Annotated in this window: 11 protein-coding genes; all 11 read right to left on the reverse strand. The window is 75.4% G+C overall.

The window, feature by feature from the left end; translation table 11 throughout:
* Positions 1-55: 55 nt before the first annotated feature.
* The 11 genes from IHE55_RS09045 to IHE55_RS09095 all read right to left on the reverse strand — a co-directional run bounded on the left by IHE55_RS09045 (position 56) and on the right by IHE55_RS09095 (position 14243).
* A complete protein-coding gene (locus IHE55_RS09045; RefSeq protein ID WP_197988554.1) occupies positions 56-1318 on the reverse strand; it encodes a nucleotide sugar dehydrogenase in 1263 nt (420 codons plus the stop codon).
* Between the two features lie 414 nt (positions 1319-1732).
* Positions 1733-2857, reverse strand: coding sequence for a DegT/DnrJ/EryC1/StrS family aminotransferase (locus IHE55_RS09050; RefSeq protein WP_197988555.1), 1125 nt, complete (start codon positions 2855-2857; stop codon positions 1733-1735).
* 2 nt (positions 2858-2859) lie between these two features.
* The gene (locus IHE55_RS09055) at positions 2860-4047 is read right to left on the reverse strand and encodes a DegT/DnrJ/EryC1/StrS family aminotransferase (protein ID WP_197988556.1); all 1188 of its coding nucleotides are present in this window, start codon (positions 4045-4047) and stop codon (positions 2860-2862) included.
* A gap of 352 nt (positions 4048-4399) precedes the next feature.
* Positions 4400-5554 carry a flavodoxin-dependent (E)-4-hydroxy-3-methylbut-2-enyl-diphosphate synthase gene (gene ispG, locus IHE55_RS09060; protein ID WP_197988557.1) on the reverse strand — a complete coding sequence of 385 codons (1155 nt, stop codon included), beginning with the start codon at positions 5552-5554 and terminating at the stop codon, positions 4400-4402.
* A complete protein-coding gene (gene dxs / locus IHE55_RS09065; protein WP_269671487.1) occupies positions 5551-7458 on the reverse strand; it encodes a 1-deoxy-D-xylulose-5-phosphate synthase in 1908 nt (635 codons plus the stop codon). Before dxs ends, ispG begins: the two co-directional genes overlap by 4 nt.
* The gene (locus IHE55_RS09070; RefSeq protein ID WP_197988558.1) at positions 7451-7849 is read right to left on the reverse strand and encodes a DUF6917 domain-containing protein; all 399 of its coding nucleotides are present in this window, start codon (positions 7847-7849) and stop codon (positions 7451-7453) included. Before IHE55_RS09070 ends, dxs begins: the two co-directional genes overlap by 8 nt.
* Positions 7846-8919 carry a Gfo/Idh/MocA family protein gene (locus IHE55_RS09075; protein WP_197988559.1) on the reverse strand — a complete coding sequence of 358 codons (1074 nt, stop codon included), beginning with the start codon at positions 8917-8919 and terminating at the stop codon, positions 7846-7848. The genes IHE55_RS09070 and IHE55_RS09075 overlap by 4 nt, the downstream gene beginning before the upstream one ends.
* On the reverse strand, positions 8916-10166 hold the full coding sequence (locus IHE55_RS09080) for an Ldh family oxidoreductase (RefSeq protein ID WP_197988560.1): 1251 nt from the start codon (positions 10164-10166) through the stop codon (positions 8916-8918). Before IHE55_RS09080 ends, IHE55_RS09075 begins: the two co-directional genes overlap by 4 nt.
* A gap of 228 nt (positions 10167-10394) precedes the next feature.
* On the reverse strand, positions 10395-11855 hold the full coding sequence (locus IHE55_RS09085; protein ID WP_197988561.1) for a M20/M25/M40 family metallo-hydrolase: 1461 nt from the start codon (positions 11853-11855) through the stop codon (positions 10395-10397).
* Entirely contained in the window at positions 11852-12931 is a 1080-nt protein-coding gene (locus IHE55_RS09090) for a sugar phosphate isomerase/epimerase family protein (protein ID WP_197988562.1), read from the reverse strand. The genes IHE55_RS09085 and IHE55_RS09090 overlap by 4 nt, the downstream gene beginning before the upstream one ends.
* Positions 12921-14243 (reverse strand): Gfo/Idh/MocA family oxidoreductase, encoded by a 1323-nt coding sequence (locus IHE55_RS09095; RefSeq protein WP_197988563.1) that lies wholly within the window; start codon positions 14241-14243, stop codon positions 12921-12923. The genes IHE55_RS09090 and IHE55_RS09095 overlap by 11 nt, the downstream gene beginning before the upstream one ends.
* Positions 14244-14288 lie beyond the last annotated feature (45 nt).

Raw genomic sequence — 14288 nt, forward strand, 5'->3', positions numbered from 1 at the left:
CGGGACACCGGGCGGGTCGGGGGACGGACCGGAGTTCGGACCGGAGGGCGGAGGGTCACAGCGACTCGATGTGCGCCGCGGGGGCGATCCGGTGCCGGCAGTCGAAGACGTACCGCGCCTCGGCCGCCACCAGGCCGTAGTCGAAGGCGTCGTGGTCGGTGACGACCAGCACCGCGTGCGCCTGCCGCAGCTCCTCCGCGGTGAGGTCCACCCGGGTCAGCCCGGGGATGTCGGGGCTCTCGGTGACGTGTGGGTCGGCCACCCGGACGGTGGCCCCGGCCTCGATGAACATTCGGGCGATCGGCAGCGCCGGGGACTCCCGGACGTCGCCGGTGTTCGCCTTGTACGCCAGTCCCAGCATGAGGATGCGGGCGCCGGTGACGGTCTGCCGCCGGCGGTCCAGGCCGCGGGTGAGACGGCGCACCACGTACTCGGGCATCTGGTTGTTCAGCTCGTCGGCCAGCTCCACCAGGCGGAACCGCTTGCTCAGGGTGCGCTCGACCTTCCACGACAGGTAGAGCGGGTCGACCGGCAGGCAGTGACCGCCGACGCCCGGACCCGGGGTGAAGCGCATGAAGCCGAACGGCTTGGTCGAGGCGATGTCCAGCGCCTCCCACACGTCCACCCCGATCCCCTCGGCGTGCGTGGCGAGTTCGTTGACCAGCGCGATGTTGACGTGCCGGAAGGTGTTCTCCAGCACCTTGGCCAGCTCCGCGACGCGCGGCGAGGGGGCGACCACCACCTCGTCCACGATCCGCTCGTAGAACGCCCGCACCCGCTCCAGCGACCGGTCGTCGATGCCGGAGACCACCTTCGGCGTGGTCTCGAACGTCCACCGGGTGTTGCCCGGGTCGATCCGCTCGGGGCTGTAGCCCAGGTGGAAGTCGGTGCCGGGTTCCAGCAGCGAGCCCTTGTGCAGCAGCGGTGCCAGCACCTCCTCGGTGGTGCCGGGGTAGCTGGTGGACTCCAGGATGACGGTGGCCCCCGGCCGCAGCCGGGAGGCGAGCAGTTCCCCGGCCGCCTCGATGAACGACAGGTCCGGGACCCCCTCGTGGAGCGGCGTGGGCACGGTGACCACCGCGATGTCGAAGCCCTCCACGTCGTCCGGATCGATGCTGGGCCGGTAGGTGCCCCGGTCCAGGATCGACCGCAGCCGGGCCGAGGGGATGTCGCCCACGTAGGACTCGCCGGCCGCGAGCTTCTTCACCCGCCGTTCGTCGATGTCGTAGCCGACGACGTGGAACCCGTTCTCGGCCGCGGCGACCGCCAGGGGCAGGCCGACGTATCCCTGGCCTATGACGGCGACTTTGCTGGTCATCGGATCTCCTCAACCGTATCGACGTGCTGGGACGTGTCGCGCTGGTGCGGGAGGGGGTGGCGTGGTGCGTGTGGGGGGGGAAGGGGCGGGCGCGCGCCCGTGCGGCCGCGTTCCCTGCCGGGGGCCGCGTGCCCTCCGCGGGGCGGCGTTCCCGTGCCGGGGGCCGCGCTCCCGTGCCGGGGAGCCGCCTGCCGGTGCGGGCCGCGTTTCCGTGCCGGGGTGGGCCGACCCGCCGGGGGCCCGGCCCGCCTTGGCCCGGCCGCCTTCGCCCGCCCGCCCGCCGGGGCGCGATCGGCTGGGTGATGGGCGGACGGGGGCCCGGGGCGGGCGTGGGCCGGCCCGGGCCGCACCGCGCCGGGCCTGCGCCGGGCCCGCGGGCGCCGCGTGGGGTGCGGCGCGCGGGCCGGGCGGGGCTCAGTCGAAGAACTCGCAGACGGAGTCGGCGATGTAGGTCACCTGCTCGTCGGTGAGGTGCGGCCAGATCGGGATCGCCAGGTTGTGGTCGCTGGCGTACCGGGCGCCGGGCCACGCGGCGCCCGGCGGTGCCCAGGCGGCGAAGGCGGGCTGCTGGGGCAGCGGCACCGGGTAGTACACATGGCTGCCGATGCCCTTCTCGGTGAGCCAGGCCCGCAGGTCGCCGCGGCGCCGCACCAGCAGGGAGTACACGTAGTAGCAGCGCCCGTTGCGGCCGGCCGGCGGCGCGAGCACCCCGCGGTCGGCGAGCGGGGCGAACCGTTCGGTGTAGTAGTCGGCGATCTTCGCGCGGCGCTCCAGGCGGTCCGCGAAGCCGGCGTGCCGGTACAGCTGGAACGCGGCGAGGATCTCGTCGAACCGGCTGTTCTGGCCGATCCGGTGGTGCAGGAAGCGGTGCACGCCGTCCTGCCCGTGGTTGCGCAGCATCCGCACGGTACGGGCCAGCTCCGGGTCGTCGGTGAGCACCACACCGCCCTCGCCGGCCGTGCCGAACGCCTTGACCTGGAAGAAGGAGAAGACGCCCACGTCTCCCCAGCGGCCGGAGGGCACCCCGTCCAGCACCGCGCCCTCGGCCACCGCCGCGTCCTCGACGACCTTGAGCCCATGGGCGCGGGCGATCTTGTTGATCCGGGGCATGTCGGCCATGATCGAGAAGACATGGGCGGGCATCACCGCCCGGGTCCGCTCGGTGATCAGCGCCTCGACCGCGTCCGGGTCGATCACCATGGTGTGCGGATCGACGTCGGCGAAGACCGGGGTGGCTCCCAGGTTGGCGACCGAGCTGGCCACCGGCTGGCAGCAGAACGCCGGCACGATCACCTCGTCCCCCGGCCCGATGCCCAGGGCCTGCACGGCGAGGTTGAGCCCGCCGGTGCCGCTGGAGCAGGCGATGACGTGCCCGGCGCCGGTGGTGGCCCGCAGCTCCTCCTCCAGCGCGGCGGTGCGCCGCCCCAGGATGAACTTCTGCTCCGGGTCGGTGCCGACCTCGTACAGCAGCTCCTTGAAGGCCTCGCGGTCCTGCTCGAAGAGGTCCGGCGGGAAGAACGGGATGGGCGCGGTGGTCATCGTCACTGCCTCCCGGCGTAGAAGTCGGAGATCGCGGTGCACACGGCGTCGAGACCGGCCTCGGTGAGATCCGGGTAGAGGGGCAGCGCCAGGGTGCGCGCGCAGGCGGCCTCGGCCCGGGGGAAGGCGCCCGGCCGGTGCCCGGGCCGGTCGGCGTAGGCGGGCTGGAGGTGCAGCGGCCGGGGGTAGTACGTCTCGGTGCCGATGCCGCGGGCGGCCAGGTGGGCGACGAGTTCGTCCCGCCGCTCCACCTCGACCAGGTAGACGTACGTCACCGGGTCCACCGGAACCCCCCGGTCCACCGTCCGGGGAACCGCCAGCACGCCGTCGGCGCCGGCCAGCCGCTCGGTGTAGGCGTCGGCCAGCTCCCGGCGGCGGGCGATGTCGCGGTCCAGCTGGGTGAGTTTGGCCAGCAGCACGGCCGCCTGCACGTCGTCCATCTTGCTGTTGGTGCCGCTGACCCCGGAGAGGTTGGAGATCCCCGCGATGTGGTCGATGGTGCGGCCCATCCGGCCGTGGTGGCGCAGGACACCGGCCTGTTCGGCGATCTCCGGGTCGTCGGTGAGGATCATCCCGGCGTCGCCGAGCGCGCCCAGGGTCTTGGTGGGGAAGAACGACAGGACGCCGCCGTCGCCGTACAGCCCGGTGTGGGTGCCGTCCCACCGCATCCCGATGCCCTCGGCGCTGTCCTCCAGCAGCCGCAGCCCGCGGCGTTCGGCGAGCGCGCCGAGGGCGGCCAGGTCGGCGGGCTGGCTGAAGAGGTGGACGGGCATGATCGCCCGGGTGCGCCCGGTGACGGCCGCCTCGGCGGAGGCGGGATCCATCCCGTAGTCGCCGTCGGCGGTGATGTCGGCGAAGACCGGGGTGGCCCCCGTCAGGCTGACCGCCGAGGCGGACGCGAAGAAGCTGAAGGCGGGGACGACCACCTCGTCGCCGGGGCCGATGCCGGCCGCCCGGAGCAGCAGGACGAGGGCGTCGGTGCCGCTGTTGACGGCGACCGCGTGCCGGGCTCCGGTGTATTCGGCGAGGGCCCGTTCGAGTTCGGCGACTTTCCGTCCGTGGGAGAACTTTCCGCGGTCGAATACGTCGTCGATGTGCTGCCCGATCAGCGGCCAGAGTTCGGTGAAGGATGACGACTGGTCGAAGAACGGAACGCCCGGGGACGATTTCTCGATTGACGTGGTCGGCATGGTGACGACGCTACGGAAAGGCGCCGCGCGGTCGCTACGGACAAGAAATTGCCGGGTCCCACTGACAGGGGAAATCGGGTGCCGGGACGTGCGCCGCGAACGGGCCCCGGGCGGGCCCGGGAACGGGCTCCGGTCGGGCCCCGGCGGACGCCCGGAACCGGTGGCGGGGGTGCCCGGACCGGCCCGAACCTGCGGCCGGACCCGCCCGAACCGGTGCGGGACGGTGCGGCCCCGGTGCCGCCGGGCCGCACCACGGGCCGCGGGGCGCACGGTCCGGCAGGGGCCGCGGGGACCGGCCGGCCGGGCGGGGCGGGAACCCGCCCGGCCGGTCCGGCGGCCTGCGGACGGCGGGTCAGACGGGGGTGACGACCGGCGGTCCGGAGGGCACGCCGTCCTTCTCCATCTCCGCGGCGATCTTCATCGCCTCGTCGATCAGGGTCTCCACGATCTTGGACTCCGGCACGGTCCTGATCACCTCGCCCTTGACGAAGATCTGGCCCTTGCCGTTGCCCGAGGCCACGCCCAGGTCCGCCTCGCGCGCCTCGCCGGGCCCGTTGACCACACAGCCCATCACCGCCACCCGCAGCGGCACCTCCATGCCCTCCAGCCCCGCGGTCACCTGGTCGGCCAGCTTGTACACGTCCACCTGCGCCCGCCCGCACGACGGGCACGACACGATCTCCAGCCGCCGCTGCCGCAGGTTCAGCGACTCCAGGATCTGGATGCCGACCTTGACCTCCTCCGCCGGCGGCGCGGAGAGCGACACCCGGATGGTGTCGCCGATGCCCTCGCTCAGCAGCGCACCGAACGCGACGGCCGACTTGATGGTGCCCTGGAAGGCGGGGCCGGCCTCGGTGACGCCGAGGTGCAGCGGGTAGTCGCAGCGGGCCGCCAGCTGCCGGTAGGCGTTCACCATCACCACCGGGTCGTTGTGCTTCACCGAGATCTTGATGTCCCGGAAACCGTGCTCCTCGAACAGCGAGCACTCCCACAGCGCGGATTCCACCAGCGCCTCCGGCGTCGCCTTCCCGTATTTCGCCAGCAGCCGCTTGTCCAGCGACCCGGCATTCACCCCGATCCGGATCGGCACCCCGGCGTCGGAGGCCGCCTTGGCGATCTCCTTGACCTTGTCGTCGAACTGCCGGATGTTGCCCGGATTCACCCGGACCGCCGCGCATCCCGCGTCGATCGCGGCGAACACGTACTTCGGCTGGAAATGAATATCGGCGATCACCGGGATCTGCGACTTCCGCGCGATGACCGGCAGCGCGTCCGCGTCGTCCTGGGACGGGCAGGCCACCCGCACGATCTGGCAGCCGGCCGCGGTCAGCTCCGCGATCTGCTGCAGCGTCGCCCCGATGTCCGCGGTCACCGTGGTCGTCATCGACTGCACCGACACCGGCGCGTCACCCCCGACCGCCACCGGCCCCACCTGGATCTTCCGGCTGGGCCGCCGGTCGGCGAGCTTGGTCGGTACGGACGGCATGCCCAGGGTCACGGCGGTCATGAGACCTCCTTCAGTCGTCGCGGTCCGGGCCGGGCCGGCCCGCGTCCGAGGCCCGCTCCGATGGCCCCGGCCAGATCGTCGGCGGTGAGGCCGGACTCGGCGAGCAGCTCGGCGCGGCTGCCGTGCTCGAAGAACTTCTGGGCCAGTCCGTGGACCTGCACCGGGGTGGCCACCCCTGCGTCCCGGACGGCCTGGGCGACGGCCGCGCCGGCGCCGCCGACCCGCCCGTTGTCCTCCACGGTGGCCACCAGCCGGTGGTCGGCGGCCAGCCGGGTCAGCGCCGGGTTGACCGGCTTGACCCAGCACGGGTCCACCACGGTCACCCCCACGCCCTCGGCGGCGAGCCGCTCCGCGGTGGCCAGCGCGACGTCCGCCAGGGCGCCGACCGAGACCAGCAGCACATCGGCGGTGGTGCCGGGCGCGGGCCGGGCCAGGACGTCCATCCCGGCGAGGGTGCCGACCGCCGGCACGTCCCGCGCCGCGGTGCCCTTGGGGAAGCGCAGCGCGGTCGGGGCGTCACCGATGTCCAGCGCCTCCCGCAACTGGCGGCGGAGCCGGGTGGCGTCGCGCGGCACCGCGATCCGCAGCCCGGGGACGAGCTGGAGGAAGGACAGGTCCCACATGCCGTTGTGGCTGGGCCCGTCGTTGCCGGTGGCGCCGGCCCGGTCCAGGACGAAGGTGACCGGGCAGCGGTGCAGCGCGACGTCCATCAGCACCTGGTCGAAGGCGCGGTTGAGGAAGGTGGCGTACACCGCGACCACCGGGTGCAGGCCGCCCATGGCCAGGCCGGCGGCCGAGGTCACCGCGTGCTGCTCGGCGATCCCGACGTCGAAGACCCGGTCGGGGTGGGCGGCGGCGAAGGCGTCCAGGCCCACCGGCTGGAGCATCGCGGCGGTGATCGCCACCACGTCCGGGCGCTCCCCGCCCACCTCGGCCATCTCCTCGGCGAACACCGAGGTCCACGAGGGCCCGGCGGGCGCGGCCGTGCCGGAGACCGCGCCGATGGCGTGGAAGCGGTCCAGCTCGTGGGCCTCGGCGGGGGCGTGGCCGTGGCCCTTGCGGGTGATGCAGTGGACGATGACCGGCCCGCCGAAGGCCTTGGCGCGGCGCAGCGCGGTCTCCACCGCCCGCACGTCGTGGCCGTCCACCGGTCCGACGTACTTCAGGCCCAGGTCCTCGAAGAGCCCCTGCGGGGCGACGAAGTCCTTCAGCCCCTTCTTGGCGCCGTGCAGCGCCCCGTACAGCGGGCCGCCCAGCGGACGGTCCCGCAGCCGGTCCTTGCCCCACTGGAGGAACCGTTCGTAGCCGCGGGTGGTGCGCAGGGTGGTGAGGTGGTCGGCGAGTCCGCCCCGGGTGGGGGCGTAGGAGCGGCCGTTGTCGTTGACCACGATGACCAGCGGCAGGTCCTTGACCGCGGCGATGTTGTTCAGCGCCTCCCAGGCCATGCCGCCGGTGAGCGCGCCGTCGCCGATGACGGCGGCCACGTGGTGCCCGGTGCGGCCGCGCAGCCGGTGCGCCTTGGCGATGCCGTCGGCGTAGCTGAGCGCGGTGGAGGCGTGCGAGTTCTCGATGACGTCGTGCTCGGACTCGGCCTGCGAGGGGTAGCCGGACAGTCCGCCGCGGCCGCGCAGCCGGGAGAAGTCCTTCCGCCCGGTGAGCAGTTTGTGCACGTACGCCTGGTGGCCGGTGTCCCACAGCAGCCGGTCGCGGGGGGAGTCGAAGACCCGGTGCAGGGCGATGGTCAGTTCCACCACGCCCAGGTTGGGGCCGAGGTGGCCGCCGGTGCGGGTCACCGCCTCGACCAGGAACTCCCGTATCTCGGCGGCGAGCCGGTCGAGCTGGTCCGGGTCCATCGCCCGTACGCTCTCCGGTCCGGTGACGGAGTCCAGCAGCGGCCTAGCCAAAACGCACCTCCATGGTCGGCTTGAGCCCGAGGTCCGGGCCGGTGAGGGTCCGGTCCGTGGCGATCAGCACGTTGTAGTGGTTGGGGAAGTGGCAGGCGTCGAAGCCGAGGACGGTGCCGACGAGCCGTCCGTCGATCCGCACCTCGTCGCCGCGGTCGATGACGCCGCCGGAGCCGATCTCCACGAAGCCGAGGAAGCCGACCCGGTCCACCACCGCGCCGGGGGCGGGGTCGTGCTGGTCGGTGGTGACCAGCTCGTGGATCTCCTCGCGGCGCACACAGCGGCTGGCGTACTCCTCCAGCACCATGCCCCGGTCCTCCCGCCGGTGGACCAGGATCTTCACCAGGCCGCCGGTGACCGGGAGCTTGGCCCCGTCCTCCGCCGGGTTCACGGCCGGGCTCCGGCCGCCGGCGCCACGGGGCGCGTCGTGCCCTCGGGGCGGGCCGGGCGCGCCTCGGGGGCCGGGCCGGTCTCCGTCCCGGGCGGTCCGGTCTCCTCCGCCGGCGGGGCGGCCGGGCGGTCCGCGGCCGGGGCGCGGCCGGCGGCCTCGTGGCGGTAGACGTCGGCGACCAGTTCCAGCGCGGCCATGCCGCCCTCGGCCCGGTCTTCGCCGGCCCGCACCGCGGCGGCGAAGTCCCGCAGCACCCCGGCGTACTCATGCCACAGCGACTGCTTGAAGCCCAGGTGGCCGCCGAGCATGTCGGCGGCGAGCCGGGTGCCGTCGGCGAGGGTGACCTCGATGTCCTTGCGCTCGCCCGGGTAGGACCAGTCCAGCAGCACCCGCGCGGTGGCGCCGCCGGCCGCGCCCAGGTGGATCTCGGCCCGCCGGTCCACCCCGTCGCGGTCCCGCTCCACGGTGGCGCCGGTCAGCCGGACCGGGCCGAGGAACTGCCGCACGGTGTCGAAGGCGTTGGGGCCGTTGTCGGCGACGCAGCCGCCGCCGCAGCGCTCCGGGTCCAGGTACCAGCGGTCGCTGCCGGCGTGCTCCTCGATGGTCTCCAGGTAGCGCACGGTGAGCGAGGCCACCGGGGAGCCGTGCGCCCGGACCCGCTCCAGCAGGGCGAGCGCGTTGTCGTTGTAGCGGCGGTGGAAGGAGGTGAAGAGCACCAGGTCGGCGTTGCGCGCGGCCCGGACCAGGGCCCGGCCGTCCTCGACCCGGGTGGCCAGCGGCTTCTCCACGCAGACCGGCAGTCCGGCGGCGAGCAGGTCGGCGCAGACCGCCGCGTGCGCGTCGTTGGGCACGTTGACCACCACCGCGTCCAGCTCCGCCTCCGCGGTCATCGTCCGGTGGTCGGTGTAGCAGGGCACCCGCCCCCGGAACGGGTCGAGCGCGGCGGGCCGCAGGTCGCAGACGGCGGCAAGCTCCACCCCGTCAACGTCGTCGAACGCGGCCACGTAGAAGCGCGAGATGACGCCGAGGCCGACGAGGCCGACGCGCAGCGCGCGGTCGTTCCCGGTCACCGGCCCTCACCCCCGTCCCGCGGCTCCGGGGCCCGCAGGCCCGTCGCGTCGGCGACGGCGCGGACCTCCTCGTACAGGGACGCGGCCAGCGGTACGCCCGACCGGTGCCCCTCGGCCATCAGCTCGGCCTCCCGGGTACCCGGGTAGGCGACCGGCACGCCCTCCCGCAGCGGCGGGCAGTCCAGCAGGGCCTGGAACATCCCGCCGGCCTGGTCGAGGAAGCCGTCCAGCGGGCGCAGCGTCCCGGGGGCGACCACCAGGGCGAGGAAGCCGATGTCGTCGTCGCGCCCGGACGGGCCGCCGCTGCCCTGGTACGCCTCCACCGCGGGGCCGAGGCCGGCGCCGGGCACCAGCGCGGCGAGCACCTCGACCAGCAGGGCCAGGCCGTACCCCTTGTAGGCGCCGGTCTCCGGGCGCCCGCCGAGCCACAGCGGGAAGCCCTCGCCCCGGTCGAGCGCGCCGGGGTCGGTGACCGGCCGGCCCCCGGCGTCCTCCAGCCACCCCTCGGGGATGGCCCGGCCGGCCCGTTCGGCCTCCCGGATCTTCCCGGTGGGCACCACGGTGGTGCTCATGTCCAGGACGTACGGCGGCCGTCCGGGGCCCGCGGGCGCGGCGACGCTCATCGGGTTGGTGCCCAGCATCGCGCAGCGCCCGCCCGGTGGACGGGCGATCCGCTGCCGGCCGCAGTTGGACGCCAGCACGGCGACCATGTCGCGTTCGGCCACCCGCAGGGTGTGGTGGCCGGCGCAGCCGAAGTGGGTGGCGCCGCGGACCGATACCAGTCCCACGCCGTGTTCGGCGGCCCGTTCGGCGGCCAGGTCCAGGGCCTCGCCGGCCTGCCACAGGCCCAGCGCCCGGTGGGCGTCGAGGAGCACCGCGGCGCCGCGGTCGGCGAGCACCTCCGGCTCGGCGTCGGGCACCGCGCGCCCTTCGTCCAGCAACGGCAGGTAGAGCCGGGTGAGGTTGGCCAGCCCGTGCGAGCGCATGCCGGCCAGGTCGCCGTGGAGCAGGGCCTCGGCGGCCCGGTGGGCGCGGTGCGGCGGCAGCCCCCGGGCGGTGAACACCCCGGTGGCGAAGGTGAGCAGGCGGTCGTAGGGGACGCGGACCGTGCCGGGGCCGGTGGTGCCGGGGGCCGCGGCGGCCGGTGTGCCGGGGGCGTCCGGGGCGTCCGGGGCGGTCGGCGCGCCGGGGGTGCCCTGGGCGGTCGGCGCGCCCGGTTCGGGGAGGGTGCGAAGCGTCGTCGTCATGGGTTTCCGTCCGTTCCCTCGGTGGTGTGCGGGGTCGGGTGGTGGTGCGCGGCGCGCTCCTCCGGCGGGTCCCTCGGCCCGGGGCGCCGGGCCCCCGGCGGGAGCGCCCGGCGTGCGCTCGGGGCGTGCCACCGGGGAGGGGTGCTCCCGGCGTGCCGCGCAGGACGTGACCGGGGTGCGCCCGGGGTTGTGCCGGGGTGTGCGCCCCGGGGTTGCGCCGGGGTCCCCTCAGGGGGCCCGGCGGGGTGCCCCCAGGGGGGCTCCGTCCGGGTCCCGCCCGGGGCCCCTGCCGGAATTCCCGTCGGGGATCCCGGCAGGGGCGCCGTCAGGGGCGTGGTCGGGGTTCCCGTGGGGGTTCCCGCCGGGGTCGTCGTCGGAGGCGTGGTCGGTGAAGTGCCTCAGCAGGGTGGCCACCGCCGCCGCGTACGCTTCGAGGTCGCCGGCGTCGGCGTACTCCCCGTCCGCGTGCGCGTTGTTGGCGTCCAGGTCGCCGGGGCCGAAGACCGCCGTGTACGCGCCGGGCACCCCGTGCATCCAGATGGCGTCGCAGGTGCACGCCGGCTCGTCCGGCGGCGCGTAGGGCAGCCCGGCGGCCTCGCCGAGCAGGCGCTCTGCCCACGGGTCGTGGTCGTCGAGGGCGGGCAGGCCGTGCTTGAGCCAGTCCAGGGTGGTGATCGCGGCGGCGTCGGCGGCGGTACGGGCGAAGTCCGGGCGCCCGCCGAAGAGTTCGGCGAAGGCGGCCAGGCCGGTCCGCAGCTCCCGTTCCAGCTCGGCCTGGAGCGCGGCACCGGCGTCCGCGGTGCCGTACGCCAGGTTCAGCAGCAGCCGTCCGCTGCCGTACACCTTGTTGTGCAGGTCCCCGGTGTGCAGCCCGGCGACGCAGACCCGTCCGCCGGGGACCCGGCCGGGCAGCCGCTCGGCGAGGTGCCGGGCGAGGAAGCCCAGCAGCACGGTGGCGTTGTGGCCGCCGCCGGGCATGTCGTCGATGGAGTCGGTGCCGGCCACCCGGACCCGGGCGGTGGCGGCGGCGGTGGACCGGGGCACCAGGCGGGACCGGGTGGGCTCGCAGAAGATGTTGATCCGCCCGGTGTGGCCGGCCTCCACCAGCGGCCGGGTGCCGTAGCAGCCCATCGCGCCGCCCTCCTCGCCGGAGACCACCTGGACCAGCACGCCGGTGGTCGAGCCCAGGCCGGGCACGGTGTCCACCGCGTGCCGCAGCCCGGCCAGCAGGGCGACCGCGGGGCCCTTGGCGTCGATGGCGCCCCGCCCGTGGAAGCGGCCGTCCCGGTACACCGGTGGCTCCCAGCCCGCCACGGTGTCCAGGTGCACGTTGAACATCACGGTGCGCGCCGCCGGACGCTCGGGCCCCAGGCGCAGCACCATGCTCGGCTGGCACCGCAGGAAGTCCGGGTCGGCGGCGGCCTCGCGGACGGTGGCCGGCACCCCGGCGCGGTCCAGCACCGACGGGCCGGGGGCGGCGTGGTGCACCACGGTGAGTCCGGTCCGGGCCGCCGCCTCGGCGTAGGCGCGCTGCGCCTCCCACAGCCGCGGGGCGGGTCCGTCCGGTCCGGTCTCCAGCGGCCCGGCGGTGCGCAGCTCCATCAGGTCCAGCAACAGCCGGCGTTCGGCGGGGAGCAGGGCCACCGGTGCGGCTGCCGGCGCCGGGGCGGCGGTGCGCCGGCCGGTCATGCCGCGGTCCCCGGGTCGCCGGTGGCGGGGCGGTGGGCGGCCGGTACGCCGGCCCCCGGCAGGTCCGCTCCCGGTGCGCCGGCTCCGGGGGCGCCGGGCCGCCGGCCGCCGCCGGCCGGGTCGCCGGAAGCCGGGCCACCGGGGGCCGGACCGTCCGCGGCCGTGCCGTCCGCGGCCGGCACCAGCCCGGCGACGAGCCGCTCCAGCTCCCGCCCGTAGGCGACGAACGCCGCGGTCACCGCGTCACCGTCCGCGGCGACCCCCTCGTGCGGGCGGACGTCGAGGTGCGGCTCGATCGACCAGACGCCGGTGTAGCCGTGGTCCAGCAGCCGGGAGAGCACCTCGGCGACCCGGCAGTCGCCCCGCCCGGGCAGCGTGTAGCGCACGTCGTCGGGGGTGCCCACGGCGTCCTTGACGTGCACGTGCGCGATGTACGGGGCGATGTCGGGCAGCAGGTCCGCGGCCTGGTAGCCGTAGGCCACGCCGTTGCCGATGTCGAACAGCAGCCGGAGCGCCGGGCTGTCCACATGGCCGAGGAGTTCCAGCATCCGGTCGGCGCGGGTGCCCGCCCAGCCGGCGCAGTTCTCGTGCAGCAGCACCAGCCCGGCGTCCTCGGCGCGGGCGGTGAGTTCGGTCATCCGGGCCAGCACCTCGACCCGCCAGCGGGCCTCCGGCAGACCGTCGTTGGGGTACGACATGACGCGGACCCGGTTGGTGCCCAGGCGGGCGCAGCGGGCGGCGAGGATCTCCAGCTCCCGCAGGTCGTCGGCGAAGTCACCGGTGACCGGCCGTGCCCAGTTGGCGATCCGGGAGTCCACGCAGGTGACCGAGAGCCCGGCGGCGGCCAGCTCCCGCACCATCCGCTCGAACCCCACCTCGCCGAGGTCGGCGAGCGCGACGCCGTCCACGCTGCGCAGCTCCACGGTGTCCCAGCCGAGCGTGGTCAGGGCGGTGATCTGGGCGGCCAGTGGCGCGCCGGCCTCGTCGCCGATCCCGGCGAGCCGGACACCGGCCGGCAGCCGGCGGCTTCCCGGGCGGTCCGGGCGGCCGGCCGGCGAGGTCGGTTCAGGCGACATGGCGGTGCTCCTCCCGGGTCCCGGCGGCCACCACGGCCGGACCGCCCACCACCGCCGGGTCACCGGCCCCCGGGTCTCCGGCCCCCGGGTCTCCGGGGCCGACGTCGCAGGGCACCGGTTCACCGGTCACCGGCCCGGCCGTGAACTCGTCCGGCCCGAGGCGGCCGGGCACGAACCCACCGGCCCCCGCCCCCGGCTCACCGGCCGTGAGCGCACCGGTCCCCGGCCCGCCGGTTACCGGTTCACCGGACCCCGGCACCCCGACCGCCGGTTCGCCGTGCGCCGGTTCGCCGGGCGGCCGGACCGGGCCGCCGTCCCCGGCCGCCGCACGGTGCTTGGCGGCCTCCAGCACCTCCACCACCCGGGCCTGGAGCTCGAAGTCGGCGGTGAAGCCGGCGCCGCCGGCGAAGTCCCGGTAGACCTGGAGCAGGCAGGCGTCCAGCGCCTCGTCGAGGAAGATGTCGTGTTCCTCGGGTCCCGCGTCCGGGGTGATGCGCAGCTGCGCGTACGGGTCCTCGCCGCCGACCGGGTAGTGGCCCACCACGGTGCCCGCCTCGAAGTCGAGCACGATGCTCCGCTCCCGTACCGGGGACACCAGGTCGGTGGCGATGCGGCTGACCGTGCCCCGCTCGTGCCGGATCGTCAGTTCGGCGGTGCCCATCCGGGGCGCCACGGCGGTGCCGGCCCGGGCGTCGGTCCAGTGGGCCCGGTGGACCCGCCCCGCACCGGCCAGCCGCAGCGCCACGCCCACCGAGTGCGGCATCTCGACGTCGAAGGCGGAGGGGTGGCCGGTGTCGGCCAGCGACCTGCGCAGCCGGGGCTTGCGCTGGTGGACGGTGATCCGGCGCAGGGCGCCCAGGTCCCCCGTGGTGACCAGCCGTTCCAGCCGCGCGGTGAGCGTGCTGTGCAGCCAGGGCGCGACCACGGCCAGGCGCAGCCGGTACCGGTCGCGCACCTGCCGCAGCGCCTCGACGGCCGCGGTACCGGTCCCGATGGGCTTCTCCACCAGGAAGTTGCGGAAGCCGAGTTCGGCGAACTCGGTGACGACCTGCGCCCGGGCGGTCGGCGGGGTGCAGACGTGGACCACGGTGGCGCCCGGGTCGAGCCGCTCGCGGGCGTCCTCCGGCGAGGCCACGGTGACCGGTCCGGGGGCCGCCCCGGCGGCGGGCCGGGCGATGTCGTAACCCAGCGGGGCGTCCGACGCGAACAGGGCCCCCGCGCCCGCCGTGTCCTCCAAGCGGAGTCTGCGGAGCACCGGCAGATGGAGTTCTCGCCCCGAGCGACCGAGCCCGACCAGGAGTGTGTGCAGCACCGGGAACTCCTCCGTGAATTCGCGAAGTGGGGCGCCCACGCTACG

The sequence above is a fragment of the Streptomyces pactum genome (assembly GCF_016031615.1).
In the GTDB taxonomy this organism is placed as follows: domain Bacteria; phylum Actinomycetota; class Actinomycetes; order Streptomycetales; family Streptomycetaceae; genus Streptomyces; species Streptomyces pactus.

Bases quoted from the DNA above. Each gene is read 5' to 3' on its own strand.
- IHE55_RS09045 (WP_197988554.1), bottom strand. From the start codon at position 1,318: ATGACCAGCAAAGTCGCCGTCATAGGCCAGGGATACGTCGGCCTGCCC.
- IHE55_RS09050 (WP_197988555.1), bottom strand. From the start codon at position 2,857: ATGACCACCGCGCCCATCCCGTTCTTCCCGCCGGACCTCTTCGAGCAG.
- IHE55_RS09055 (WP_197988556.1), bottom strand. From the start codon at position 4,047: ATGCCGACCACGTCAATCGAGAAATCGTCCCCGGGCGTTCCGTTCTTC.
- ispG (WP_197988557.1), bottom strand. From the start codon at position 5,554: ATGACCGCCGTGACCCTGGGCATGCCGTCCGTACCGACCAAGCTCGCC.
- IHE55_RS09080 (WP_197988560.1), bottom strand. From the start codon at position 10,166: ATGACGACGACGCTTCGCACCCTCCCCGAACCGGGCGCGCCGACCGCC.
- IHE55_RS09085 (WP_197988561.1), bottom strand. From the start codon at position 11,855: ATGACCGGCCGGCGCACCGCCGCCCCGGCGCCGGCAGCCGCACCGGTG.
- IHE55_RS09090 (WP_197988562.1), bottom strand. From the start codon at position 12,931: ATGTCGCCTGAACCGACCTCGCCGGCCGGCCGCCCGGACCGCCCGGGA.